We start from the raw sequence: 22270 nt of genomic DNA on the forward strand, positions 1-22270 counted from the left end.
CATTATAGGTCATATGGGACTTTTTTTCTACACTCAAAAAGGCTCCATAATCTCCACGGTGGATTTACCCACTACAGAAATTATAGAGCCTGATTTTTAGGATAGGTCCGAAAGGACCTGTCTTTCTTTTATGTATCAAATATCTAGCTTTTTATCTTGCCTTGTGGTAGAATAAAACGTATGCCTTTTTTAAGGCAATCAATTAGGGATGGTTGTACTACTTGTCAAAAGCAATGGTTCAATACTTGGTATTGACTTTTCGGAAATGGTAATTCCCCACTCTAATGATGTTAATAAGAGAAAGTGATTAGTTAGTATGAGAAAGATTGTTATCAATGGTGGAAAGATACTGAAAGGAGCTGTAACTGTTAGCGGTGCCAAAAACTCAGTTGTGGCCTTAATTCCGGCTATCATTTTGGCGGACGGTATTGTCACACTAGACGGAGTTCCAGCAATTTCAGATGTTGATAGTTTAATTGATATTATGGAAACTATGGGGGCGACTGTTAAGCGTGATGGGGAAACGCTTGAAATTGACCCTCGTGGTGTACAAGATATGCCTATGCCATTTGGTAAAATCAATAGCTTGCGAGCCTCTTATTATTTCTACGGTTCCCTCCTTGGTCGCTTCGGTCAAGCAGTTGTGGGCTTGCCGGGTGGCTGTGATTTGGGTCCACGTCCCATTGACTTGCACTTGAAGGCCTTTGCGGCTATGGGGGCTGAAACGACCTATGAAGGTGACTATATGCGTTTGGCGACCAATGGTCAACGTATCCAAGGAGCTCATATCTTCATGGATGTGGTCAGCGTTGGGGCAACTATCAATACGATTTTGGCTGCTGTTAAAGCTGAGGGTCGTACAGTCATTGAAAACGCAGCTCGTGAGCCTGAAATCATTGATGTAGCTACCTTGCTTAACAATATGGGTGCCCATATTCGTGGTGCTGGTACAGACATCATTACTATCGACGGTGTCGATAGCCTTCATGGAACCCGTCACCAAGTGATTCCAGACCGTATCGAAGCTGGAACCTATATTGCGCTTGCTGCCGCAGTAGGTGAAGGTATCCGCATTGATAATGTTCTTTATGAACACTTGGAAAGCTTTATCGCTAAGTTGGAAGAAATGGGCGTTCGCATGACCGTTTCTGAAGACAGTATCTTTGTTGAAAAACAAGAAAAATTGAAGGCGGTGAGCATTAAAACTTCACCATATCCAGGCTTTGCAACTGATTTGCAACAACCAATTACACCGCTCCTTTTGACAGCAGAGGGAACTGGAAAAATTATCGATACCATTTATGAAAAACGTGTCGGTCATGTGCAAGAATTGGCCAATATGGGTGCAAACATTTCAACTCGTAGCAATTACATTGCCTTTGAAGGTCCAAATCAATTGACTGGTGCCTCAGTTAAGGCAACGGATTTGCGGGCTGGTGCTGCCATGGTTATTGCTGGTTTGATGGCCCAAGGTCGCACAGAAATTACCAATATTGAGTTTATCTTGCGTGGTTACTCAAACATTATTGAGAAATTGACTGAGCTTGGGGCTGACATTCAGTTGATTGAGGACTAGGACGGCCCTTAAATACAATTTTTACTTAATCAAACAAACTGGGGATGGGAAAATTTCTCAGCCCCTTGGGTACACTATGACAATTTGGACAAGACTGGCTAAATGTGCTTGCTTTGAAACAGAACGGTTGATTTTGAGGCCCTTTTCTTATGAAGATGGGAATGATTTCTATGCGATTGTTGCACATCCTGAAAATCTTCCTTTTATCTTTCCAGCCTTGAAAGATAAGAACATGACTCTTGCGACAATGGTTGAGAAATTTATGCGTAGTCCTTTGGGAAATTGGGCCTTGATTGATCAGGCTTCAGGTCGGATGATTGGTGCGCTCTGTTTTGAAAAACTTGAAGAACGTCAACTTTCTGCGGAGCTCAGCTATTTCCTAAAAAAAGACTACTGGGGTCGAGGGCTGATGACGGAAGCAGTGAAAAATCTGGTCTTTCTTGCCTTTTATGAATTCGGTCTGAAGGAATTGACCATCATCACCCATGAGGAAAATATGGCCAGTCAGATGGTGGCTAGAAAAGCGGGGTTTGTGCAGGTCGAGCAATATAAGGGAAGTGACCGTTACAGTCACAAAACAAGAAATTATAGAAAATTTAGCTTGAAGAAGACAGATTTTAAATTAGAAATGTATGAGGAGAATCAATGATTACCATTAAATCACAACGTGAAATTGATGCAATGAACCGTGCTGGTGATGTGCTAGCTGGTATCCATATCGGTTTGCGTGATATCATCAAACCAGGAGTGGACATGTGGGAAGTAGAAGAATATGTCCGTAAAACATGTAAGGAAAAAAATGTCTTGCCCCTTCAAATTGGTGTTGATGGTGAGTTGATGGACTATCCTTATGCGACTTGTTGCGGTCTCAACGATGAAGTTGCCCATGCCTTCCCACGTCATTACAAACTGAAAGAAGGGGATTTGCTCAAGGTCGATATGGTTCTCAGTGAGCCCTTGGACAAATCAGTTGTTGACGTGTCTAAGCTCAATTTTAATGATGTTAAGGCTATGAAGAAAATTACCCAGACCTATCGTGGTGGTTGTGCAGACTCTTGCTGGGCTTATGCAGTTGGTCAAGTTTCAGAGGAAGTGCAAAACCTAATGGATGTAACCAAGGAGTGTTTGTATCGTGGTATCGAGCAAGCCGTTGTTGGCAATCGTATCGGTGATATCGGTGCGGCTATCCAAGAATATGCCGAAGGACTTGGTTATGGTGTTGTTCGTGACTTAGTCGGTCATGGAGTTGGTCCAACCTTCCACGAAGAGCCAATGGTTCCTCACTACGGGACAAAAGGCCGAGGACTTCGCTTGCGTGAAGGCATGGTTTTGACCATCGAGCCAATGATTAACACAGGTACTTGGGAAATTGATACGGATATGAAGACTGGTTGGGCTCATAAAACACTTGATGGTGGTTTATCTTGCCAATACGAACACCAATTTGTTATCACAAAAGATGGTCCGGTTATTTTGACGAGTCAAGGTGAAGAAGGGACTTACTAAAATTGTAAGAAAGAAGGAGAGGGAATGAAGAAAACCAAATTAGTTGAAGGTTTGAAAACATTCTGCTCAACCTTCTTTTCTTTTTATCGGAATGCTGATATTGATGTGACCAGTGTTGCGGTTGCATATTACCTGCTCATTTCAATTTTTCCTATTTTGTTGACTTTAGCCAATCTTCTGCCTTATTTTCCTTTTGATATAGATGCTATTTTGTCAGTCGTTGCTGAATTTGTTCCTGATAGGCTTTATCCGTCGGTATCTGCCTTTATTACTTCTATTTTGACAAAGCCGTCGTCATCCTGGTTAGGTATTTCAATTGTAACGACACTATGGACTTTGTCACGAAGTATGACTATCCTACAGAAGGCAGTCAATAAGGCATACGGTCTCAATGAACACAGAGATTTTATCATTGGCCATCTGATTGGCATATTTTTAGGTATTGGTCTCCAGGTTATTATTTTATTGAGCATGACCATTTTAACCTTTGGGCAGGTGATAGTATCCTATTTCAAAGAATTGTTTCAATTGGAAAATGCTTGGATTGCGGGGATTTTTAGCCAATCACAGTTGATTGGATTATTTGCTTTATTTACAGCCCTATCTATGCTCTATTTTTTCCTTCCTAATGTTCGGATCAAAAAGATTCGCTATGTCTTACCGGGTGCAAGCTTTGTCTTGCTGACCATGATGTCGGTTGGAAAATTTTTTGCACTGTATGTTGACAATTATGCCAATCGCTTGCTGGATTTTAGGATGGTTACAGCCGTTATTTTCCTTGTTTTTATGCTTTGGTTTATTTTTATGGCCCAAGTGTTGATCATTGGTGCGGTCATCAATGCTAGTGTTCAAAGTATGCAGGTCGAAGAATTTCACGAAAGAGATGGGGACTTTGTCTCGATTTTGAATAGGATTAAGGGGAGATTTACACCGATTGATAAAGAATGAGGGAGGAAAAACAAGTTATATATAAAAACGAGGTTCCGTACGGAGCCTCATTTCTTATCTTTAAAAATAAATAATTTACTCAAGAAATAGTTGACCACAATGATCAGGACTTGAGAGAAGAGTGTGGCGACGGCATTGACTAGTGTCAAATCATGGTTGACAAACTGTCCAATCAATTGTGGATAGGCTTGTACTAGCAAATAAGCTAATAACATATCCAAAACCAAGGTTGAAATACGTGCTGTAGCAAACTTGACCAGTCGTTGTGGCCAACCCTCTCTGGCTTGTTTGAAAACGAAACGGTCGTTGGTCCAGAAGGCAAAGAGAATGGCAACAGCATTGGCCAAAAGAGTAACCAATAGAATGGAAGGAATGACTAAAAATAGTCCCATTCGAGTGACCATATAGACAAGGGTTGTTGCGACACCTGCAATCAAATAAAGAATGACTTCGTTGTTTATGAGTTGATAAAATAGTTTTTTCATATGAACTAGTCTATCATTTTTTCGGAAAATATGCTATACTAGACAACGTTGTTGAATTTTCAACGACCCTTGGGGCTTGCTCACTTTACCCAAGCATATTACAAGCATTTTGCTAAAGGAGAATTTTCATGAATACATCTAAATGGACTGCCAGAGATTTGGCAGAAATCGCTCTTGTCGCGGCCATCTATGTGGCTTTGACTCTGACACCACCATTGAACGCCATTTCCTTCGGAGCCATTCAGTTCCGCTTGTCAGAAATGCTCAATTTCTTGGCCTTTTACAACCGTAAGTATATTATTGCCGTGACCATCGGTTGTATGATTTCTAACTTGATTGGTTTCGGTGTGATTGACCTCTTTGTAGGTGGATTTTCAACCCTTATCTTTGTTAGCCTTGGGGTAACCCTCTTTGAAAAATACAAGCAGGACTATCTCTTCGGAGGCTTGTTTAACAAGGCATTCTTCTATTTCTCATTCTTTTTTTCAGCGACCATGTTTACAATCGCTCTAGAGTTGAAATTCTTGTATGATTTGCCATTCTTCTTGACTTGGCTGACAACTGCAGGTGGAGAATTGCTGTCCCTATTGGTTGGTGCAGTAGTGATTGATAAGTTAGCGAAAAAAATCAATTTCGAAAGATAAGTTTTAAAGATAAATGTGGGCAGACACCTTCGGGTGTCTTTTTTCTACAAAATTTTTGTCAGGGCTTACAATTTAGGTTATACTGGTACTAGAAAATACAGGAGGTCTTTTATGAAGACATATCAATTATCAAATGGTGTTTCCATTCCAAAAATCGCCTTTGGAACCTGGCAAATTCCGAATGGCGAAGAAGCACACCGTGCTGTTCTCTACGCTCTGGAAGCAGGTTATCGTCACATTGACACGGCTCAAATTTACGGCAACGAAGTCAGCGTCGGTCAGGCCATTGCTGATAGCGGTGTGGCGCGTGAGGATATTTTCCTGACAACAAAGGTCTGGAATGATAAGATTGGCTATGAAGATACCCTTGCTTCAGTAGAAGAATCAATGCAAAAACTTCAGGTGGATTACCTGGATTTGTTACTAATCCATTGGCCAAATCCAAAGGATATTCGTGACGGTATCGGCTGGAAGGAGCGCAATGCCCAAGTTTGGAAAGCCTTGGAAGACTTGTATCGTGCAGGTAAAGTCAAGGCTATCGGGGTGTCGAACTTTATGGAACATCACCTGGAAGGCTTGCTTGAAACGGCTGAAATCACACCCATGGTCAACCAGATTATGCTGGCCCCAGGAACTCCTCAGCCAGAATTAGTTGCCTACTGTAAAGCCAAGGGTATTCTCTTGGAGGCCTATAGTCCATTTGGTACAGGAACCCTCTTCCAAAGTCAAGAAGCCGCAGACTTGGCCAAGGAAGCAGGTTGCAGCGTTGCCCAACTAGCATTAGCTTGGTCCTTGGAAAAAGGCTTCCTACCATTACCAAAATCAACCAGCCCAGAAAACATCAAGGCCAACTTGGACATTGCAGACTTGCAGATTAGTCCAGAAGCAGTTGCTCAGTTGGATACATTAACAGGCTTAAAAGGACAGTTGGATCCGGATTTGGCAGAATTTTAATATTGGAGAGTATGTTGTCATTGCAGCATACTCTTTTGTCATCTCCAACCTGCCGCTTTCATGCTATAATAGTAACTATGGAAGAAAAATATTTGAAAATTGCTCAGGAATTGGGCGTTAGTTTAAAACAGATTGATACAGTTCTCTCTTTGACGGCTGAAGGCAATACTATTCCCTTTATCGCTCGTTATCGGAAGGATGTGACGGGGAATTTAGATGAAGTAGTCATCAAGTCTATCATTGATCGGGACAAGGCCTTGACTAGTCTGGCAGAACGCAAAGCGACTGTCCTTGCCAAGATTGAAGAGCAGGGCAAATTGACAGACCAGCTCCGTCAGGCTATCGAGGAAGCGGAAAAGTTGGCAGATGTGGAAGAGCTCTATCTGCCATATAAGGAAAAACGGCGGACCAAGGCAACGGTGGCGCGTGAGGCTGGACTGTTCCCGCTGGCTCGCTTGATTTTGCAGAATGTGGCTGACTTGGAAGAACAGGCTGCTAGTTTCATCTGTGAAGGTTTTGATACACCTCAGGCTTGTTTGGCTGGGGCTGTGGATATTTTGGTGGAAGCCATCTCAGAAGACAATAAACTTCGGGCCTGGGTTTATCATGAAGTACAAACCAATTCCAACCTGACTTCAGAGCTAAAAGATCAAGAAGCAGACGAGAAGGAAGTCTTTCAGATTTATTATGATTTTTCTGAGAAAGTGGCGAAGATGCAGGGTTATAAGACCCTGGCGATTAACCGTGGAGAGAAGCTAGGTATTCTCAAGGTTTCTTTTGAACACAATGTGGATAAAATGGTTCGTTTCTTTGAGCTTCGTTTTCCACAGTCTAATAGCTATATCAAGGATGTCATTCAGCAGGCCATCAAGAAGAAAATTGTACCTGCCATGGAGCGTCGTATTCGGACAGAATTGACGGAAGAAGCAGAAGAAGGAGCTATCCAACTTTTCTCTAAAAACCTCCGAAATCTGCTCCTTGTATCTCCTCTAAAAGGTAAGGTGGTTCTTGGTTTTGACCCAGCCTTTCGGACAGGTGCTAAGCTAGCAGTGGTGGACCAGACTGGAAAACTTTTGACTACACAAGTCATCTATCCAGTTGAGCCGGCTGGTCAGCGACAAATTGCCCAGGCAAAAAAAGACTTGGCAGATTTGATTGGGCAATACCAAGTGGAAATCATTGCTATCGGAAATGGAACGGCCAGCCGTGAATCGGAGGCTTTCGTCGCTGATTTACTCAAGGACTTCCCAGATGTTTCTTATGTCATCGTCAATGAAAGCGGAGCTTCTGTTTACTCAGCTTCTGAACTGGCTCGATACGAGTTTCCAGACCTCCCTGTGGAAAAACGCTCTGCCATTTCCATCGCCCGCCGTCTGCAAGACCCTCTGGCTGAGCTGGTCAAAATCGATCCCAAGTCTATCGGTGTCGGCCAGTACCAGCACGATGTCAACCAGAAATCTCTGTCTGAGAGCCTGGAGTTTGTGGTTGATACGGTGGTCAACCAGGTCGGTGTCAATGTCAATACGGCCAGTCCTGCCCTTTTGGCTCACGTGGCTGGTCTTAACAAGACCATCTCAGAGAACATCGTCAAGTACCGCGAGGAAAATGGTGCTCTGACTTCTCGACAGCAGCTCAAGAGGGTGCCTCGTCTGGGTGACAAGGCCTTTGAGCAGGCAGCTGGTTTCTTGCGCATCCCAGATGCGACTAACTTTTTGGACAATACTGGCGTGCACCCAGAGTCTTACAAGGCTGTAGAGAACTTGTTGGTACTGCTAGGTATTGACCACTTAGATGCAGCTGCGCAGGAAAAATTGAAACAGCTTGCCATCGCAGATACGGCAGAAAAAATCGGTGTCGGTCAGGAAACCTTGAAGGACATCATCGCAGACTTGCTCAAACCTGGTCGTGATTTACGGGATGACTTTGAAGCGCCAGTCCTCCGTCAGGATGTCTTGGATGTCAAGGATTTGGTAGTTGGACAGGAATTGCAAGGTACGGTCCGCAATATTGTGGACTTTGGAGCCTTTGTGGACATCGGTGTCCATGAGGATGGTCTGGTCCACATTTCACGCATGGTTAAGCGCAAACGGGATAAAAATGGACGCCAACAAGCCTTGCCACATCCAAGCGAAGTCCTCGCCGTTGGGGAAATCGTAACGGTCTGGGTGGTCGAAGTGGATATCAAACGCAATCGTATCGGTCTTAGCCTTTTGAAACCAAATGGATCTGAATAAGTATGTGCAAGAAGTCTCCTTGCAAGACTTCGGTAAGGAATTTCGGCACCAAGTTGTCTGGAACAGACGATTGAGGTCAACGGGTGGTCGCTTTTTTCCTAAAGATGGCCACTTGGACTTTAATCCCAAGCATTTGGAGGAGCAAGGTTTAGAAGTCTTTCGGAAGATTGTCCGCCATGAGCTCTGTCATTACCATCTCTACTTTGAGAAGAAAGGCTATCGGCATGGGGACCGGGATTTCAAGGAATTGCTGTCTGCGGTGGACGGCCTGCGCTATGCTCCCAAACTGGAACAAGCTGCCAAGCCGAGTTTGATTTACAGCTGTCAGTCCTGTGGACAAGTCTACCAGCGCAAGCGCCGCATTGACCTAAAAAAATACCGATGTGGCAAGTGTAGGGGGCTTTTAGAGAAAATAATTTAAACCGAAAAAAAGCAGAGCTAATACCTTGAATTGGACTTAGTTCTATGGATTAGTGAATTGTAGAACACTTAATAAGTTGATTACCTTTAAAAATACATATAAAAATTTTTTGAAAAATGATAAAATATAGTTATGAAAATAGTCGGTCAATTATCAAAGAAAATCATTGAGGAATTTGGATTATCTCTAGCAGAGGGAACTGAAATCTGGTTATCTCCTAAACGAAAAAAACACATGGAAAAACATAGGGATGAATTTGTTGATTTTGATAGTACATTTGAGCGTATCAATGAAATTATTCAACATCCAGATTATGTTGGGCAGCATCCAAATGGTCAATCCTTAGAGTATATTAAGCAGTTAGATGGAAATGTTCTAGTTGCTGTAAGATTAAGTGATAAATTGATGGTTAGAACAATGTATGTTATTAAAGATACTAAGTTAGAAAATTACATTAAAGCTGGCAGAACGAAAAAAATGTGATATAATATAACTAGAGAAAACACCGAGGGCGGAACAGGCAGCCGCCACACCCATTGGGTCTGAAAGAGATGTAGGAATGCCACCCTACCGATGTTTTTTATCAAAAAATTTTGGAGACACTTAGTCTCCTTTTTGTTTTGAAGAAAATAGGTCGTATTTTTGTATGTTATTGCAATCAAAATAAAATAAGTACAAAGAAGTTTTTGCTTGAGAGCTTTCAGTCGATGGATTAGTCGACTGATTTTTTGTTTGCTAGCTGATTGGGAGATTTTTTTGAAGCATAAAAAATGATAAGCAAAGTCATTATATTGTTCAAGATAAATAAAGAATTTTATTTTGTAACGTGATATAATTTTATAGAAAGCCCTTACGCTATTTCAGTGCGTAAGTGAGGAAGACAAACAAGAGGAGAAACCATGATTACTTCAGAAGAAATCAAATTACGTTTGTGGAACGGAGCCAATGAACTCCGTGGCTCTATGGATGCTAGTCGGTACAAAGATTATATGCTTGGGCTCATGTTCTACAAGTTTTTAAGTGACCAAACCCTGAAAACTTTCGCTTCAACAGCAGGTGTGGGAAATGAGAGCAATTGGTATCAAGAGTACATCCTTGCCCACCAAGAATACGGTACGGAATTGGAAAAGATGATCCAGGATGTTTTGGGTTATTTTGTCCGTCCTGAGCACCTCTATCAAACCTGGGTCAAGGATATGAATGAGGGCAGGTTTGAAGTCCAAAAAGTAACGGACAGCTTGAGCCAGTTTGAGCGGAGTATCGCTGTTGCTAATGGTTCTGATGATTTTCAAGGCCTATTTGCCAGCTCAACCCTTGACTTGACAGATACAGCATTGGGAAGCAATCTCAATGAACGCAGTAAAAATATTCAAGCCCTCATCCGTTTGTTCGAGGATTTGGATATGGTTGCCCTGCAAAATGGAGATGTCTTGGGAGATGCTTATGAATACCTGATTGGTCAGTTTGCCATGGAATCTGGTAAAAAGGCGGGTGAGTTCTACACGCCTCACCAAGTCAGCGAAGTCATGGCTCAGATTGTCGCAACCAACTCATCTATTTCTTCTATTTATGACCCAACGGTTGGGTCAGGTTCCCTCCTTTTGACCGTAAAAAAACACCTGTCAGAAGACAAGCAAAAAAGTTTAAACTACTACGGTCAGGAAAAGAACACGGCAACCTATAACCTGACCCGCATGAACCTCTTGCTTCACGGTGTTCGTCCGGAAAAAATGAGCATTAAAAATGGTGATACCCTATCACAAGACTGGCCAGAAGATCCAGAACGTCCAAATGAAGGTGTCCAGTTTGATGCGGTGGTCATGAACCCACCTTACTCTGTAAAAAATTGGAACCGTTCAGGCTTGAAACCGAGCGACCCCCGTTTTGAAATCGCTGGTGTTCTTCCGCCGGACTCAAAAGGCGACTTTGCCTTCCTTTTACACGGTCTCTATCACCTGGGAACTCATGGCACCATGGCCATTGTCTTGCCACACGGTGTTCTCTTCCGCGGAGCAGCTGAGGGAGAAATTCGCAAACGCCTCTTGGAAAAAAATCAGATTGATGCCGTTATCGGTCTGCCAAGCAACCTCTTTACCAACACTGGTATTCCAGTTTGTATCATCATCCTCAAGAAAAATCGTGATTTGAATGAGCCTGTACTCTTTATCGATGCCTCACGCAACTTTATCAAGGCAGGTAAACAAAATGCCTTGCAAGAAAAGGATATCGCAAAGATTGTGGATGTCTATACGAACAGAACGGAAGAAGATGGTTACAGTCACTTGGCAAGTCGTCAGGAATTGATCCAAAATGACTACAACATGAATATTCCGCGCTATGTGACTGCTCTGGATGAAGAAATTCCCCATGATGTGGATGCGCATCTATATGGTGGCATTCCAAAGAAAAATATAGATTCCCTGTCTGTGCTCAATCAGACAGTCAAAGAGGTTTTGGACAATGCCTTTAGTGAAAATCGTCCAGGCTACTTAACTTTGAATCAGACCCTTGAAGAGTTTTCAAGAGCAGTCTTATCCAGCCCAGTCGTTCGGGCAGAATCTGCTCAAGTCCAGTCAACTATTGCGGCCTTTATCGAAGAATATTGGACAAAATTGCACCGTTTACAAACGGAAACCAATACAAGATTATTGAAAGAAGCTATGTTAGCAGACATCAAGAAACGCTTGTCCCAGTTTGACCAAATTGATATCTACGAAGGCTATCAAATCATCGCAGAAATTTGGACCAAGACCTTGACCCATGATGCAGAGTTGATTGAGCAATTAGGCTTTTATGAGGCTGGGCGTACTCGTGAGCCTAATATGGTGGCGAAAGGGAAGAACAAGGAGAAGGTTCAAGATGGCTGGAATGGGGTGATTATTCCAAATAGCCTGATTGCTAGTAAATGCTACGGTGATGAGCTTGCCCAAATTGACAGCCTGAAAAACCGGATTTCAGAAATTGACAGTGAAGTCAGTGAATTGGTTGAAAATGCCAAGGTGGAAGATAGCGAAGAGTATAATGCCCTCTTTGATGTCTTGAAAAAGAATGAAGACGGCGAAGCACTGGATAGTTTTGAAGGAAAATTGGTCAAGGCTGCTCTGAAAGAAGCAGTAAAAGGCTCTACAGAATTTGGCTTCTTGAAGCAGGTAGATGATCTAGCCAAGGAAAAATCGACAGTAGCTAAGGACATCAAGACCAAGGAGCAGGAACTCAAGGAACTGGTGTCCAATCGTATTCAAGTCTTGACAGATGAAGAAGTTGACCAACTCCTCTATAAAAAATGGTTTGGTCATGTGACTGATAAGGCACTTGAACTGGTTGAATTGCCATTAAAGGCAGAAATTGCCATTATCGAAGAACTTCACAATCGCTATGCTGAAACCTTGGACGATATGGATGCGGAAATAGCCCTGCTTGAAACAGAACTTGAAAATCTGATGAAAGAACTGGTGGTGTTATCATGATGAATGAGAAAGAAATTTTCTTAGACAAACCGTCCAAGAATAAAGTGCGAAAATCATCAGCAACCCTTTTCGATCATTTTCCGAAAAGGGAAGAAAAATCTATAGAAGTTGGGGGAGTGTAGAAATGCCGAACAAAGAAAGAAATATCCCCAAACGTCGCTTTAAAGAGTTTGAAAATGCAGATGCTTGGGAACTGCGTCCACTTGGGGAAATTGGAAATACTTATACAGGCTTATCTGGAAAAACTAAGGATGATTTTGGACACGGTGATGGAAGATTTGTTACTTATATGAATGTTTTTTCAAATCCTATTAGTTTACCAGAAATGGTCGAAGCAGTAGAGATTGATGAAAGTCAGAATACTGTTCGTTATGGAGATGTCCTATTTACAACTTCTTCCGAAACTCCTGAAGAAGTTGGGATGTCATCAGTATGGCTGGAAAATACTGAAAATACTTATTTGAATAGCTTTTGTTTTGGCTTTAGACCAGTTAAGAAAGTTAATCCGTATTACCTTGCTTATCTACTTCGTTCATCTGGAATGAGAAGGAAAATATCATTTTTAGCACAAGGAATTTCTAGGTATAATATTTCAAAAACAAAAATGATGGAACTTGAAATCTCAATCCCAAATGAGAACGAACAAAAAGCCATCGGCACTTTCTTCTCCACCCTGGACCGCCACATCACCCTTCATCAGCGTAAGCTTGACAAATTAAAGAGTGTAAAACAAGCGTATTTGAGTGAAATGTTCCCCGCTGAAGGAGAGCGTGTGCCAAAACGCCGTTTTCCTGGATTTACTGACGATTGGGAACTGCGGAAGTTGGGGGAACTCACAAGTTATCGGAATGGAAAAGGGTATGAGGATAATCAATCTGATTTTGGTAAATACGAACTAATAAACTTAAATTCAATTTCTATTGAGGGTGGCTTAAAACCATCTGGTAAATTTATCAATTCTGCTTCAGAAACGCTAAATAAAAATGATTTAGTTATGGTTCTTAGTGATGTGGGACATGGAGATTTACTTGGCAGAGTAGCAATTATTCCAGAAGACGATAGATTTGTGTTAAATCAACGGGTAGCTCTATTAAGAAACAATGATTATGCAGACTGTAAATATTTATTTGCATATATAAACGCTAATCAGCATTACTTTAAATTACAAGGAGCAGGTTCTTCCCAGCTAAATATATCTAAGAAAGCTGTAGAAAATTTTGTAGTCCATATACCTTCGCAAAAAGAACAATCCACCATCGGCACTTTCTTCTCCACCCTAGACCGCCACATCACCCTTCATCAGCGTAAGCTAGAAAAACTCAAAAACTTGAAAAAAGCACTTTTAAATGAGCTGTTTGTATGATTTTCAGCGTAAGTAGCAGTTACTTAGGTGATGATAGAAAGGAAATGTATGGAAACTATCTCAAAAAACGCTTCAGAACGTGAATTTCAAGATAAATTCGTTCGGGAATTATCCAAGTTTAAATGGCAAACTCCTGAACACCTAAATGGAAACTTACAGAAAGTTACAGTTCAGGATTTGATACATAATTGGCGGTCAGAGTTAAATCGTATAAATGCGGATGTCTTGGAAGGTGTTGCTCTTACCGATAGTGAGTTCGATCAAGTCATGACAAAGGTCAAGCAGATTTCCAATAGCTACGAGGCCGCAAAAATCTTATCCATGGAAGGTTCTACGGGTAAAATCGATGGTATTTACCGTGACCAGCACCCACATGTGACCAAGAAGCAAATCACCTTAACCATTTTGAAAAAGGCTCAGGTTAGTGGGGGAGATTCCAGCTACCAAGTGGCTCGCGAAGTTTGGTCGGACAATGGCAACCGCTTTGACCTAGTCTTATTGATTAACGGTCTACCCTTGATTAACATTGAGCAAAAGCGGAGTGACAAGTCCTTGGACGAGGCCTTTGGTCAGTTTAAACGCTACTATGCTGATGGGGAATACACCAATAACTTCATGGCCTTTTCTCAAATGATGGTGGTCACAACAGACATCGAAACCCGGTATTTTGCGACGCCTAAGTCTATCAATGATTTTAACCCTGCCTTTGTTTTTCATTGGTCTGTCACCAAGAAGGACCAAGAAAGTGGCAAGCATTTGGGACAAAGGGTCTTGACAGATTACAGAGAGGTCATTGAGCATTTTCTGATGGTTCCAATGGCTCATCAGATGGTGGGCGACTACCTGATTATCGATGAAGATCCAGATAATGAGGAGAATAGACGCCACATGCTTATGCGTCCCTATCAGGTCTATGCCCTGCAGGCAGTTGAAAAGGCAGCTTTTGGTTGGGATAATGCGGAAAAAATACCACATGGGGGCTTTGTTTGGCATACGACAGGTTCTGGAAAAACCATTACCAGCTTTAAAACAGCTCAATTTCTTTCGACACGAACGGAGTTTGATAAGGTAGTTTTCCTGCTAGATAGACGGGACCTAGACGAGCAGACCTCCAAGGCCTTTAAGGCTTACGCGACCTATGAATCTGTCAATGTTGACGATACCAAAAGCACCTATCAGCTCCGCAAACAATTAACTGCTTCAAAGAGCGGTATTGTTGTGACCACCACCTTCAAATTGAGCAATTTGGTCAAGGACTTGATGGATGCTGATGATAGGACTTTGGCAGATAAGAAAATCATTTTCATCATTGATGAGGCCCACAGGACAACCATGGGCGATATGATGGGGATGATTAAGGATTATTTCTATAAAAATGGTTTATTCTTTGGTTTTACAGGCACACCCCTCTTTGACGAAAATAAGGTTAAGGGGAAAATTAACGAACGCAGTGAGTTGATTAACACGACTGAAAAATTGTTTGGTCCACTATTGCACCAATATACGATTGACGAGGCGATTGCGGATGGGAATGTCCTTGGCTTCCATGTAGATTATATCAATACTGGGGAATTTAGGAGTTATGAAGATCTGCGCGAAGACCTGATAGAATTTCTAACCGAACAGCATCCAGAAAAAAGTGTGAAAGACATTGAACGTCAAGTCATGCGGCTGTCAGAATTGGATGTAGAAAAGCATGCGGCCAAAGAGGGACTTTTGGTCTATCACGATCAAACCCATATTCCTAGAGTGGTAGAGGAGATTTTGTCGGGCTGGCAGGAACAATCACAGGGAGGTGAGTTCAATGCCATGCTGACGGTTGCTTTTAAGGAGCGGGTCATCGCCTACTATCACGAGTTTAAAAAGCAAATAGCAGAGCAGTTTAGGGATGGAGATGCCAAGCCCAATATTGCCATGACCTTTAGTTTTGGAAATGAAAATGATCCTGACAATGTCGCTAGGGAAGTCATTGAAGAGATGTTCGCGGATTATGAAGAGTTTACAGGTATTCGCTTTATGGCTGGTGACAAGAAAAAGGGTGAGGATGCCTATTTTGAGGATATAACAGACCGTGCTAAGCGTGGTGGAAGTGGTCGTAATCCGAAGAATATCGATATTCTCATCGTAGCAGATCAGCTTTTGACGGGTTATGATGCCAAACGCTTGAATACTCTCTACGTTGATAGGAAGCTGGAATTACAGGGCTTAATACAGGCTTATTCTCGCACCAATCGGGTTTTTGGTTCCAGCAAGGAATTTGGTACCATTATCAATTTCCAATACCCTCGCATAACAGAGGAAATTGTTAAGGAAGCCTTGTTGCTATACGGTAGCGGTGGAAGCAATAGCCGTGTTCTTGTTGAAAAATATGGGGTTGCGGTAGACTTACTTCGGACAAAAGTAGAGGCTCTACGGTCAGAATTGCCCAACCCGACCAAGTGGATTGACATCCAGTATGATGAGGAGAAGAAGGAAACCTTTAAAACTGCTTTTAAAGAAACCTTCAAGCAACAGGATCGTGTCAAGCAATACTATGAATTTGCCTGGGATGATGAAGCCTTTGGTTTGGATGAGCATAGCTGGCTCCAGTACATTGGTGCTTATAGAAACCTGTTTCCTAGAGGAACTGGTGGCGATGATTGGATACCAAAAGACTTGAAGGGGCGTACCAAATTGCAGGGCAGTCAAATCATTGATGCCCAAAGTTTATTTGCTTTGATAGGAAACAAAACAACCAATGAAGGTGGTTTCCAAGTAATCAATGATAATAATTTGGTCTTGATTTTGGAGCAAATCCAAGAATTGAGCAACCTTGGTGAGAATGAGTTAGCAGAAGCCTTGAAAACCTTTATTAACGAAGAATTGGTCACAGGACATTTGTCTGCCTCTGTCGATTTTGACGTCGCTTTTAAAGAATGGCAGGAGAACAGGCAGTTTGCGGTCATCAAGGAGTTTGCTAGCCAGTGGGGAATTGATAGTGACTTGCTTAGAAAGTCACTACAGGAATACAATACAAGTAAGCCAGATGATATTCCTTACCGTGAGGAAATCGCTACGACCTTAGACCCCCATCAAGCCACCAATGAGTTCGCAGGCAGTAAGCTAAAACTCAATATGAATTTGAACAAGGTTCTACCACAATGGATGGCAGAAACCAAGCAAAAATACAAATAAGACCACTAAGACCAAGATTTTTCTTGGTCTTTTTTGCCGTTTTCAGAAACCAACAGAAAACATTTTCCAGCACCTATCGGATGAATAAAATGTCACCCACCGCTAATGTGGGATAGGGTAAAAAATACTCTTGCTTGGGAACTGCGTCCACTTGGGGAAATTGGAAATACTTATACAGGCTTATCTGGAAAAACTAAGGATGATTTTGGACACGGTGATGGAAGATTTGTTACTTATATGAATGTTTTTTCAAATCCTATTAGTTTACCAGAAATGGTCGAAGCAGTAGAGATTGATGAAAGTCAGAATACTGTTCGTTATGGAGATGTCCTATTTACAACTTCTTCCGAAACTCCTGAAGAAGTTGGGATGTCATCAGTATGGCTGGAAAATACTGAAAATACTTATTTGAATAGCTTTTGTTTTGGCTTTAGACCAGTTAAGAAAGTTAATCCGTATTACCTTGCTTATCTACTTCGTTCATCTGGAATGAGAAGGAAAATATCATTTTTAGCACAAGGAATTTCTAGGTATAATATTTCAAAAACAAAAATGATGGAACTTGAAATCTCAATCCCAAATGAGAACGAACAAAAAGCCATCGGCACTTTCTTCTCCACCCTGGACCGCCACATCACCCTTCATCAGCGTAAGTCGTAGAAGGATTGGATATGATGAATAAAATTACACGAGAAACTTTACTTCATGAATATTTTAAACAATGGACCAGGCTATTTAAAGAGGGGGCGGTTCGACCCATTACTTTGGAAAAATATAGAAATAACTATGTTCATTTGAGAAATATTGTTCCTGATTTGGCTCTTTATCAGTTGGATAGGACGACCTATCAGCAAATTTTGAACGACTATGCTTTGACCCATGAACGTCAGACGGTTATTGACTTTCATCATCAGCTCAAGGGAGCGGTCTTGGATGCTGTTGACGAGGGTTACATCGATCGGGACCCCACTCGAAAGGTGATTTTTAAGGGCAAGGCTCCTAGAATTAAAAAGATGAAATACCTCAACCAGTTTGAACTGCACAATGTTTTGTCTGATTTGAACTTGGAATGCCGTATCAATTGGGACTGGTTGATTTTGCTTATTGCGAAAACAGGTTTACGATTTTCAGAGGCTCTAGGGCTTACCCCAGCTGATTTCAACTTTGTCCAGCAAAATGTATCTGTGACAAAAACGTGGAATTACAAGGGAAATGGTGGTTTTTTGCCGACCAAAAATAAATCTTCCGTGAGAAAAGTGCAGATTGACTGGCAGTTAAGTATGCAATTTCAACAATTGATTAAAGACCTACCTCAGGATAAACCTATTTTTGTCAATGGACCTGTCTGCAACTCTACGCCAAATAAGTGGTTGGAGCGACATTGTAAAAATGTGGGTGTTCCAGTCATTTCTATCCATGGTCTTAGACATACCCATGCATCTCTTTTGATGTATGCTGGCGTTTCAATCGCTAGCGTGTCAAGACGGTTGGGACATTCTTCCATGACAACGACACAAAAAGTTTATATGCATGTTATCTCAGAACTTGAAAATCAAGATACAGATTTAGTCATGCGCTATTTATCTGGCCTAAGCTAGACATGAAATCGACTTACGCTGATGAAGAGTGATTTGACGGTCCAGGGTGGAGAAGAAGTTGCCTATGGCGGTTTGTTCATCAACTTCGGGAACAAAAAGTTCATATTTTTTATAATCTACGGTTGTAAAACTGGCTTGGTTAACAGCTATCTTTGTTATCCCTTTAATAAAATTCTTATAACAATCTAAATTAGTATAATACAGAAAAAAATAAGGTATTAGATTATTTGTACATCTCATTCTAAGAATGTTTGTAGTGTATATGGTCGGACGTGATGGACTATTTTTCACGATAGCAGCTGTTCCCATTTTTGCTTCCGAATTGATGAAGTTAACGAGAATATCATTTTGTTCAATAAAGTAAACACTCGTATCGGAACCTTGAGGGTCATTTTGATACCAGTATTTAATATCTTTTTCCAAATTTAACTGATTATCGCTTATATTATTTGCTCGTACAACTGGCAAGCCTATATCTGTCGAACTCAACTCTCTGGACAAACCGCTTTTTAATTCTGATACCACCTCCCCCAACTTCCGCAGTTCCCAAGCGTATTCATTTTTTATTTTCCAAATTTGTGAAGCAACATTGGATTTTCTTACTCCTTTGGTACATTTTCAATTATTTTCAGAAAAGGTGCTCTAGTCTTATGGACTGACCTCGGTTTGCCAATATCAGCCTTTGGGCTGATGTTTTTCAGGAAGTTTGTGATATACTAGAAGGGAATTGAGGTGAAATCATGGTACAGAAACAACAAGAACGATTGATTGAGCTTTATGAAAAGGGGATTTTGACCAAGGAAGAGGCACGGGCCTGTTTTTTGAAATTTGAGGAGCGGCCGGATGTGCTCTTTGTGGAAGAAAAACACAAGACTGGCTTTACCTTGCCCAATTTCAAGGTCTTTGCTTCTTCAAAATTGAAGCAGGCCTATAGCTTTGAAGGGATTGAATCCTTATTTTTACAGCTATCAGAAGGACGGCTAACCATGACCAAGGCTAAGTCCAATCAGGTCGGAGTTGAAATTATCTACAATCAAGATGCTCCTGAAAACCAGTTGCCTCGTATCTATGTGGAGAAACGTGGTCTGTATTTTAGTAGTAGCTTGCCTTGTCGTCTGACCATTAGTTTACCTCAGGAATGGATGTCCGTACTTGACTTGGAGCTGGGGCAGGCAGATGCTCGCTTGGATTATTTACCGTTTGAGGATATTTCTATCCGCAGTGCAAGGGATAAAAAACAACAGGATATCCGCTTGACAACCTGCGGTGGCTACCCACAGCATCTATCTGTTCAATTAAACCAGGCACAAGTCACCCTCTACCCAGGAAAATCTCAAGGGATACAAGGGCAACTGCTTTCTTCATCTGGTCAGATTCTAGTTAATCGTAAGAAGAAAGATAGCCCCTATCAGTTTGAAAAATCTGGCAGTGATTTACTCTTTGTGAAAGGGCAGATGGGACAGGGGGCTATCTATGTGAAAGGAATAAAAGATGTTAATTGATTTATATAAGATTAGACAGGGTAAGATTGTATCGGGGGTACTTGCAGGTCTAGCCCACAAATTGGGCTGGGAAGCTTGGGTCACTCGTGTGCTTTTTCTAGCTGCCCTGTTTTTAGGAAAAACTTCTTTGCTCACACTGGCGCTTTATATTGCAGGGGCTTACTTCCTGCCCTACAAGGAAGATAGGGATGCGGAACGCTTTGGAACTGGTCCACGCAAGATAAAGGATGCGGAGAAGATACACAAATCTTGGTTTGAATAGAAAAAAACTTGAGTTTTGAAAGCTCAAGTTTTTTGATGTTAAAATGAGAATAGAGGTTCTTAATTGGCATGGCTAGCGATGATTTCCATCTGGCCTGTAAAGGTCCATTCAGTCACATCGGCCGGCAGGATGAAGTGGGTTCCTTTTTCAAGTGGGTAGCTGGTTTCACCGACCTGGATGGTTCCTTGACCGTCAATAACACTGACAAGTAGGTAGGGAACGGTTTGCTCCATCTGGATTTCTCCTTTGGTCTGCCATTTATAGACAGTGAAGAAGGGATTAGAAACCAGGAGGGTGGTATCAAGCTTGTCTACTTTGAGTTGGGCAGGTGTTGAATTAGCTACGGGACCGATTGTCAATACGTCGATAGACTTTTCAATGTGGAGTTCCCGAAGATTTCCAGCGTCATCGCGGCGGTCAAAATCATAGACCCGGTAGGTTGTATCGCTAGACTGCTGGGTTTCTAAGATCATGATACCCTTACCGATGGCGTGCATGGTCCCGCTTGGAACGAAGAAGAAGTCGCCTTTTTTGACGGGTACATGGGTCAAGAGCTTGTCCCAATCTCCAGCTTGGATTTGCTGGCGGAGTTCTTCTTTGGATTGGGCATTGTGACCGTAAATGATTTCAGCGCCTTCCTCGGCTTCCAAAATGTACCAACATTCTGTCTTACCAAGTTCGCCTTCATGAGCCAGGCCGTAGCTATCATCAGGATGGACTTGGACGCTGAGCCAGTCTTCTGCGTCCAGGATTTTGGTTAAGAGTGGAAAAACCTTATCTGTTGGGTTGCCAAATAGCTGTTTTTCGTTTGTGTAGAGGTCATCTAGTCCACGACCCTCATAGCGACCGTTTGAAACGGTAGTGACACCATTTGGATGGGCAGAAATAGCCCAGCATTCGCCCGTTTTTTCGCTTGGGATATCGTAGTGGTAGTTGGTTTTCAGGCGATTGCCACCCCAAATTTTTTCATGCATAACAGGTGTCAGGAATAATGGCTCCATAATCTCTTCTCCTTATTGTTGTTTTATTATCAATAGTATAACAGATTACCAAAGAATTTTGTAGTAGCGTGGGAATTCCTTATCTGACTAACAATTACTATGATGTCAGAAGCACCTATATTCTGAGGAAAAGTTTTACTTGTTTTGCCCTCCCACCCCATGCTTGTGGTATAATATACTAAAACCGAAAGAGAGGGAAGAAATGACCGTATTTGTGAAAGATTTGCTTGAAAATCTGCGGATTGAGTGTGCCTATAGCACTGAGGAATTACTCAAAAAAGAGATTATTACCGCGGATATTACCCGGCCTGGTTTGGAAATGACAGGCTACTTTGATTATTATTCACCCGAGCGTATTCAGCTTATGGGCATGAAGGAGTGGTCTTATTTGATGGCCATGACAGCCCATAACCGCTATCAAGTGCTCTCGCAGATGTTCCAGCCAGAAACGCCTGTAATTATTGTGGCGCGTGGTTTGGAAATCCCAGAGGAGATGTATCGAGCAGCTAAGGAGAAGAAGATTGCTATTTGCCGGAGCAAGACTGCGACCAGCCGTCTATCAGGAGAATTGTCTTCCTATCTGGACAGCCGACTTGCACAACGGACCAGCGTTCATGGTGTCTTGATGGATATTTACGGGATGGGTGTCCTCATCCAAGGGGATTCAGGTATCGGTAAGAGTGAGACAGGACTTGAATTGGTTAAACGTGGTCACCGCTTGGTTGCGGATGACCGTGTGGATGTCTATGCCAAAGATGATGTGACCCTCTGGGGTGAGCCTGCGGAAATTTTGCGCCACCTACTAGAAATTCGTGGAGCTGGAATTATCGATATCATGAGTTTGTATGGTGCCAGTGCTGTTAAGGATTCTTCAGAGGTACAGTTGGCTGTCTATCTGGAAAATTATGAAACAGGCAAGGTCTTTGACCGTTTGGGGAATTCAGGTGATACTATTGAGATTGCAGGGATTTCCATTCCACAGATTCGTATTCCAGTAAAAACCGGTCGAAATATCTCAGTGGTCATTGAAGCTGCAGCCATGAACTACCGTGCCAAGCAGATGGGTTATGATGCAACAAAAATCTTTGAAGAGCGTCTAGGTAAACTCATCCAGCAGAACAAGGAAGAGGCCTAA

20 protein-coding genes and 1 riboswitch are annotated in these 22270 nt (G+C 42.1%); of the genes, 17 read left to right on the plus strand and 3 right to left on the minus strand.

All coding sequences use genetic code 11. The features are described from left to right. The first annotated feature begins 316 nt into the window (after positions 1 to 316). The 4 genes from RFK25_RS06105 to RFK25_RS06120 all read left to right on the plus strand — a co-directional run bounded on the left by RFK25_RS06105 (position 317) and on the right by RFK25_RS06120 (position 4030). On the plus strand, positions 317 to 1576 hold the full coding sequence (locus RFK25_RS06105) for a UDP-N-acetylglucosamine 1-carboxyvinyltransferase (protein ID WP_332412323.1): 1260 nt from the start codon (positions 317 to 319) through the stop codon (positions 1574 to 1576). A 76-nt stretch (positions 1577 to 1652) separates the two neighbouring features. Continuing rightward, positions 1653 to 2225 (plus strand): GNAT family N-acetyltransferase, encoded by a 573-nt coding sequence (locus RFK25_RS06110; RefSeq protein WP_332412324.1) that lies wholly within the window; start codon positions 1653 to 1655, stop codon positions 2223 to 2225. Continuing rightward, positions 2222 to 3082 carry a methionyl aminopeptidase gene (locus tag RFK25_RS06115; RefSeq protein ID WP_172000244.1) on the plus strand — a complete coding sequence of 287 codons (861 nt, stop codon included), beginning with the start codon at positions 2222 to 2224 and terminating at the stop codon, positions 3080 to 3082. Before RFK25_RS06110 ends, RFK25_RS06115 begins: the two co-directional genes overlap by 4 nt. Before the next feature lie 24 nt (positions 3083 to 3106). Beyond that, on the plus strand, positions 3107 to 4030 hold the full coding sequence (locus tag RFK25_RS06120) for a YihY/virulence factor BrkB family protein (protein WP_332412327.1): 924 nt from the start codon (positions 3107 to 3109) through the stop codon (positions 4028 to 4030). Positions 4031 to 4077: 47 nt separating this feature from the next. Here RFK25_RS06120 and RFK25_RS06125 read toward each other — a convergent pair whose 3' ends face one another. Further along, the gene (locus RFK25_RS06125) at positions 4078 to 4515 is read right to left on the minus strand and encodes a GtrA family protein (RefSeq protein WP_332412329.1); all 438 of its coding nucleotides are present in this window, start codon (positions 4513 to 4515) and stop codon (positions 4078 to 4080) included. A gap of 29 nt (positions 4516 to 4544) precedes the next feature. After that, positions 4545 to 4646, plus strand: a riboswitch (PreQ1 riboswitch). Here RFK25_RS06125 and RFK25_RS06130 point away from each other — a divergent pair. From RFK25_RS06130 to RFK25_RS06175, 10 genes are all read left to right on the plus strand, one after another. Then, positions 4644 to 5159 carry a QueT transporter family protein gene (locus RFK25_RS06130; RefSeq protein ID WP_332412330.1) on the plus strand — a complete coding sequence of 172 codons (516 nt, stop codon included), beginning with the start codon at positions 4644 to 4646 and terminating at the stop codon, positions 5157 to 5159. (Overlaps the previous riboswitch by 3 nt.) A gap of 111 nt (positions 5160 to 5270) precedes the next feature. Then, positions 5271 to 6113 carry an aldo/keto reductase gene (locus tag RFK25_RS06135; RefSeq protein ID WP_332412332.1) on the plus strand — a complete coding sequence of 281 codons (843 nt, stop codon included), beginning with the start codon at positions 5271 to 5273 and terminating at the stop codon, positions 6111 to 6113. A gap of 77 nt (positions 6114 to 6190) precedes the next feature. Beyond that, on the plus strand, positions 6191 to 8347 hold the full coding sequence (locus tag RFK25_RS06140) for a Tex family protein (RefSeq protein WP_332412333.1): 2157 nt from the start codon (positions 6191 to 6193) through the stop codon (positions 8345 to 8347). Further along, positions 8334 to 8768: a SprT family protein gene (locus RFK25_RS06145; RefSeq protein WP_332412335.1), complete on the plus strand. Its 435-nt coding sequence runs from the start codon at positions 8334 to 8336 to the stop codon at positions 8766 to 8768. Before RFK25_RS06140 ends, RFK25_RS06145 begins: the two co-directional genes overlap by 14 nt. A gap of 132 nt (positions 8769 to 8900) precedes the next feature. Then, positions 8901 to 9251 carry a PBECR3 domain-containing polyvalent protein gene (locus RFK25_RS06150; protein WP_253216759.1) on the plus strand — a complete coding sequence of 117 codons (351 nt, stop codon included), beginning with the start codon at positions 8901 to 8903 and terminating at the stop codon, positions 9249 to 9251. Positions 9252 to 9667: 416 nt separating this feature from the next. Beyond that, complete coding sequence (locus RFK25_RS06155; RefSeq protein WP_332412339.1) at positions 9668 to 12235, plus strand: type I restriction-modification system subunit M; 2568 nt, start codon at positions 9668 to 9670, stop codon at positions 12233 to 12235. A 124-nt stretch (positions 12236 to 12359) separates the two neighbouring features. Continuing rightward, complete coding sequence (locus RFK25_RS06160) at positions 12360 to 13598, plus strand: restriction endonuclease subunit S (protein WP_332412341.1); 1239 nt, start codon at positions 12360 to 12362, stop codon at positions 13596 to 13598. A 48-nt stretch (positions 13599 to 13646) separates the two neighbouring features. Next, entirely contained in the window at positions 13647 to 16772 is a 3126-nt protein-coding gene (locus RFK25_RS06165; protein WP_332412342.1) for a type I restriction endonuclease subunit R, read from the plus strand. A gap of 105 nt (positions 16773 to 16877) precedes the next feature. Beyond that, positions 16878 to 17432, plus strand: a complete 555-nt coding sequence (locus RFK25_RS06170) for a restriction endonuclease subunit S (protein WP_332412343.1) — start codon at positions 16878 to 16880, stop codon at positions 17430 to 17432. Between the two features lie 14 nt (positions 17433 to 17446). After that, a complete protein-coding gene (locus RFK25_RS06175; protein WP_332412384.1) occupies positions 17447 to 18370 on the plus strand; it encodes a site-specific integrase in 924 nt (307 codons plus the stop codon). Here the strand turns inward: RFK25_RS06175 and RFK25_RS06180 are convergent. Beyond that, complete coding sequence (locus RFK25_RS06180; protein WP_332412385.1) at positions 18362 to 18946, minus strand: restriction endonuclease subunit S; 585 nt, start codon at positions 18944 to 18946, stop codon at positions 18362 to 18364. The two genes, RFK25_RS06175 and RFK25_RS06180, sit on opposite strands and share 9 nt — an antisense overlap. A 164-nt stretch (positions 18947 to 19110) precedes the next feature. Here RFK25_RS06180 and RFK25_RS06185 point away from each other — a divergent pair, with 164 nt between their 5' ends. Beyond that, positions 19111 to 19872: a hypothetical protein gene (locus RFK25_RS06185; RefSeq protein WP_332412345.1), complete on the plus strand. Its 762-nt coding sequence runs from the start codon at positions 19111 to 19113 to the stop codon at positions 19870 to 19872. Continuing rightward, positions 19862 to 20134 carry a PspC domain-containing protein gene (locus RFK25_RS06190; RefSeq protein ID WP_332412347.1) on the plus strand — a complete coding sequence of 91 codons (273 nt, stop codon included), beginning with the start codon at positions 19862 to 19864 and terminating at the stop codon, positions 20132 to 20134. The genes RFK25_RS06185 and RFK25_RS06190 overlap by 11 nt, the downstream gene beginning before the upstream one ends. Positions 20135 to 20193: 59 nt before the next feature. On the opposite strand, the gene manA is transcribed toward RFK25_RS06190, so the two are convergent. Beyond that, positions 20194 to 21135, minus strand: coding sequence for a mannose-6-phosphate isomerase, class I (manA, locus tag RFK25_RS06195; RefSeq protein WP_332412349.1), 942 nt, complete (start codon positions 21133 to 21135; stop codon positions 20194 to 20196). Between the two features lie 202 nt (positions 21136 to 21337). Between manA and hprK the strand changes: the two genes are divergently transcribed. Next, positions 21338 to 22270, plus strand: coding sequence for an HPr(Ser) kinase/phosphatase (gene hprK, locus RFK25_RS06200; protein WP_332412351.1), 933 nt, complete (start codon positions 21338 to 21340; stop codon positions 22268 to 22270).

Source organism: Streptococcus sp. SS-4456 (assembly GCF_036680365.1).
Lineage (GTDB): Bacteria > Bacillota > Bacilli > Lactobacillales > Streptococcaceae > Streptococcus.

Excerpts from the sequence above, each read along its gene's own strand:
- RFK25_RS06105 (WP_332412323.1), top strand. The coding sequence starts at position 317 with ATGAGAAAGATTGTTATCAATGGTGGAAAGATACTGAAAGGAGCTGTA.
- RFK25_RS06110 (WP_332412324.1), top strand. The coding sequence starts at position 1,653 with ATGACAATTTGGACAAGACTGGCTAAATGTGCTTGCTTTGAAACAGAA.
- RFK25_RS06115 (WP_172000244.1), top strand. The coding sequence starts at position 2,222 with ATGATTACCATTAAATCACAACGTGAAATTGATGCAATGAACCGTGCT.
- RFK25_RS06120 (WP_332412327.1), top strand. The coding sequence starts at position 3,107 with ATGAAGAAAACCAAATTAGTTGAAGGTTTGAAAACATTCTGCTCAACC.
- RFK25_RS06125 (WP_332412329.1), bottom strand. The coding sequence starts at position 4,515 with ATGAAAAAACTATTTTATCAACTCATAAACAACGAAGTCATTCTTTAT.
- RFK25_RS06130 (WP_332412330.1), top strand. The coding sequence starts at position 4,644 with ATGAATACATCTAAATGGACTGCCAGAGATTTGGCAGAAATCGCTCTT.
- RFK25_RS06135 (WP_332412332.1), top strand. The coding sequence starts at position 5,271 with ATGAAGACATATCAATTATCAAATGGTGTTTCCATTCCAAAAATCGCC.
- RFK25_RS06140 (WP_332412333.1), top strand. The coding sequence starts at position 6,191 with ATGGAAGAAAAATATTTGAAAATTGCTCAGGAATTGGGCGTTAGTTTA.
- RFK25_RS06145 (WP_332412335.1), top strand. The coding sequence starts at position 8,334 with ATGGATCTGAATAAGTATGTGCAAGAAGTCTCCTTGCAAGACTTCGGT.
- RFK25_RS06150 (WP_253216759.1), top strand. The coding sequence starts at position 8,901 with ATGAAAATAGTCGGTCAATTATCAAAGAAAATCATTGAGGAATTTGGA.
- RFK25_RS06155 (WP_332412339.1), top strand. The coding sequence starts at position 9,668 with ATGATTACTTCAGAAGAAATCAAATTACGTTTGTGGAACGGAGCCAAT.
- RFK25_RS06160 (WP_332412341.1), top strand. The coding sequence starts at position 12,360 with ATGCCGAACAAAGAAAGAAATATCCCCAAACGTCGCTTTAAAGAGTTT.
- RFK25_RS06165 (WP_332412342.1), top strand. The coding sequence starts at position 13,647 with ATGGAAACTATCTCAAAAAACGCTTCAGAACGTGAATTTCAAGATAAA.
- RFK25_RS06170 (WP_332412343.1), top strand. The coding sequence starts at position 16,878 with ATGTGGGATAGGGTAAAAAATACTCTTGCTTGGGAACTGCGTCCACTT.
- RFK25_RS06175 (WP_332412384.1), top strand. The coding sequence starts at position 17,447 with ATGAATAAAATTACACGAGAAACTTTACTTCATGAATATTTTAAACAA.
- RFK25_RS06185 (WP_332412345.1), top strand. The coding sequence starts at position 19,111 with ATGGTACAGAAACAACAAGAACGATTGATTGAGCTTTATGAAAAGGGG.
- RFK25_RS06190 (WP_332412347.1), top strand. The coding sequence starts at position 19,862 with ATGTTAATTGATTTATATAAGATTAGACAGGGTAAGATTGTATCGGGG.
- manA (WP_332412349.1), bottom strand. The coding sequence starts at position 21,135 with ATGGAGCCATTATTCCTGACACCTGTTATGCATGAAAAAATTTGGGGT.
- hprK (WP_332412351.1), top strand. The coding sequence starts at position 21,338 with ATGACCGTATTTGTGAAAGATTTGCTTGAAAATCTGCGGATTGAGTGT.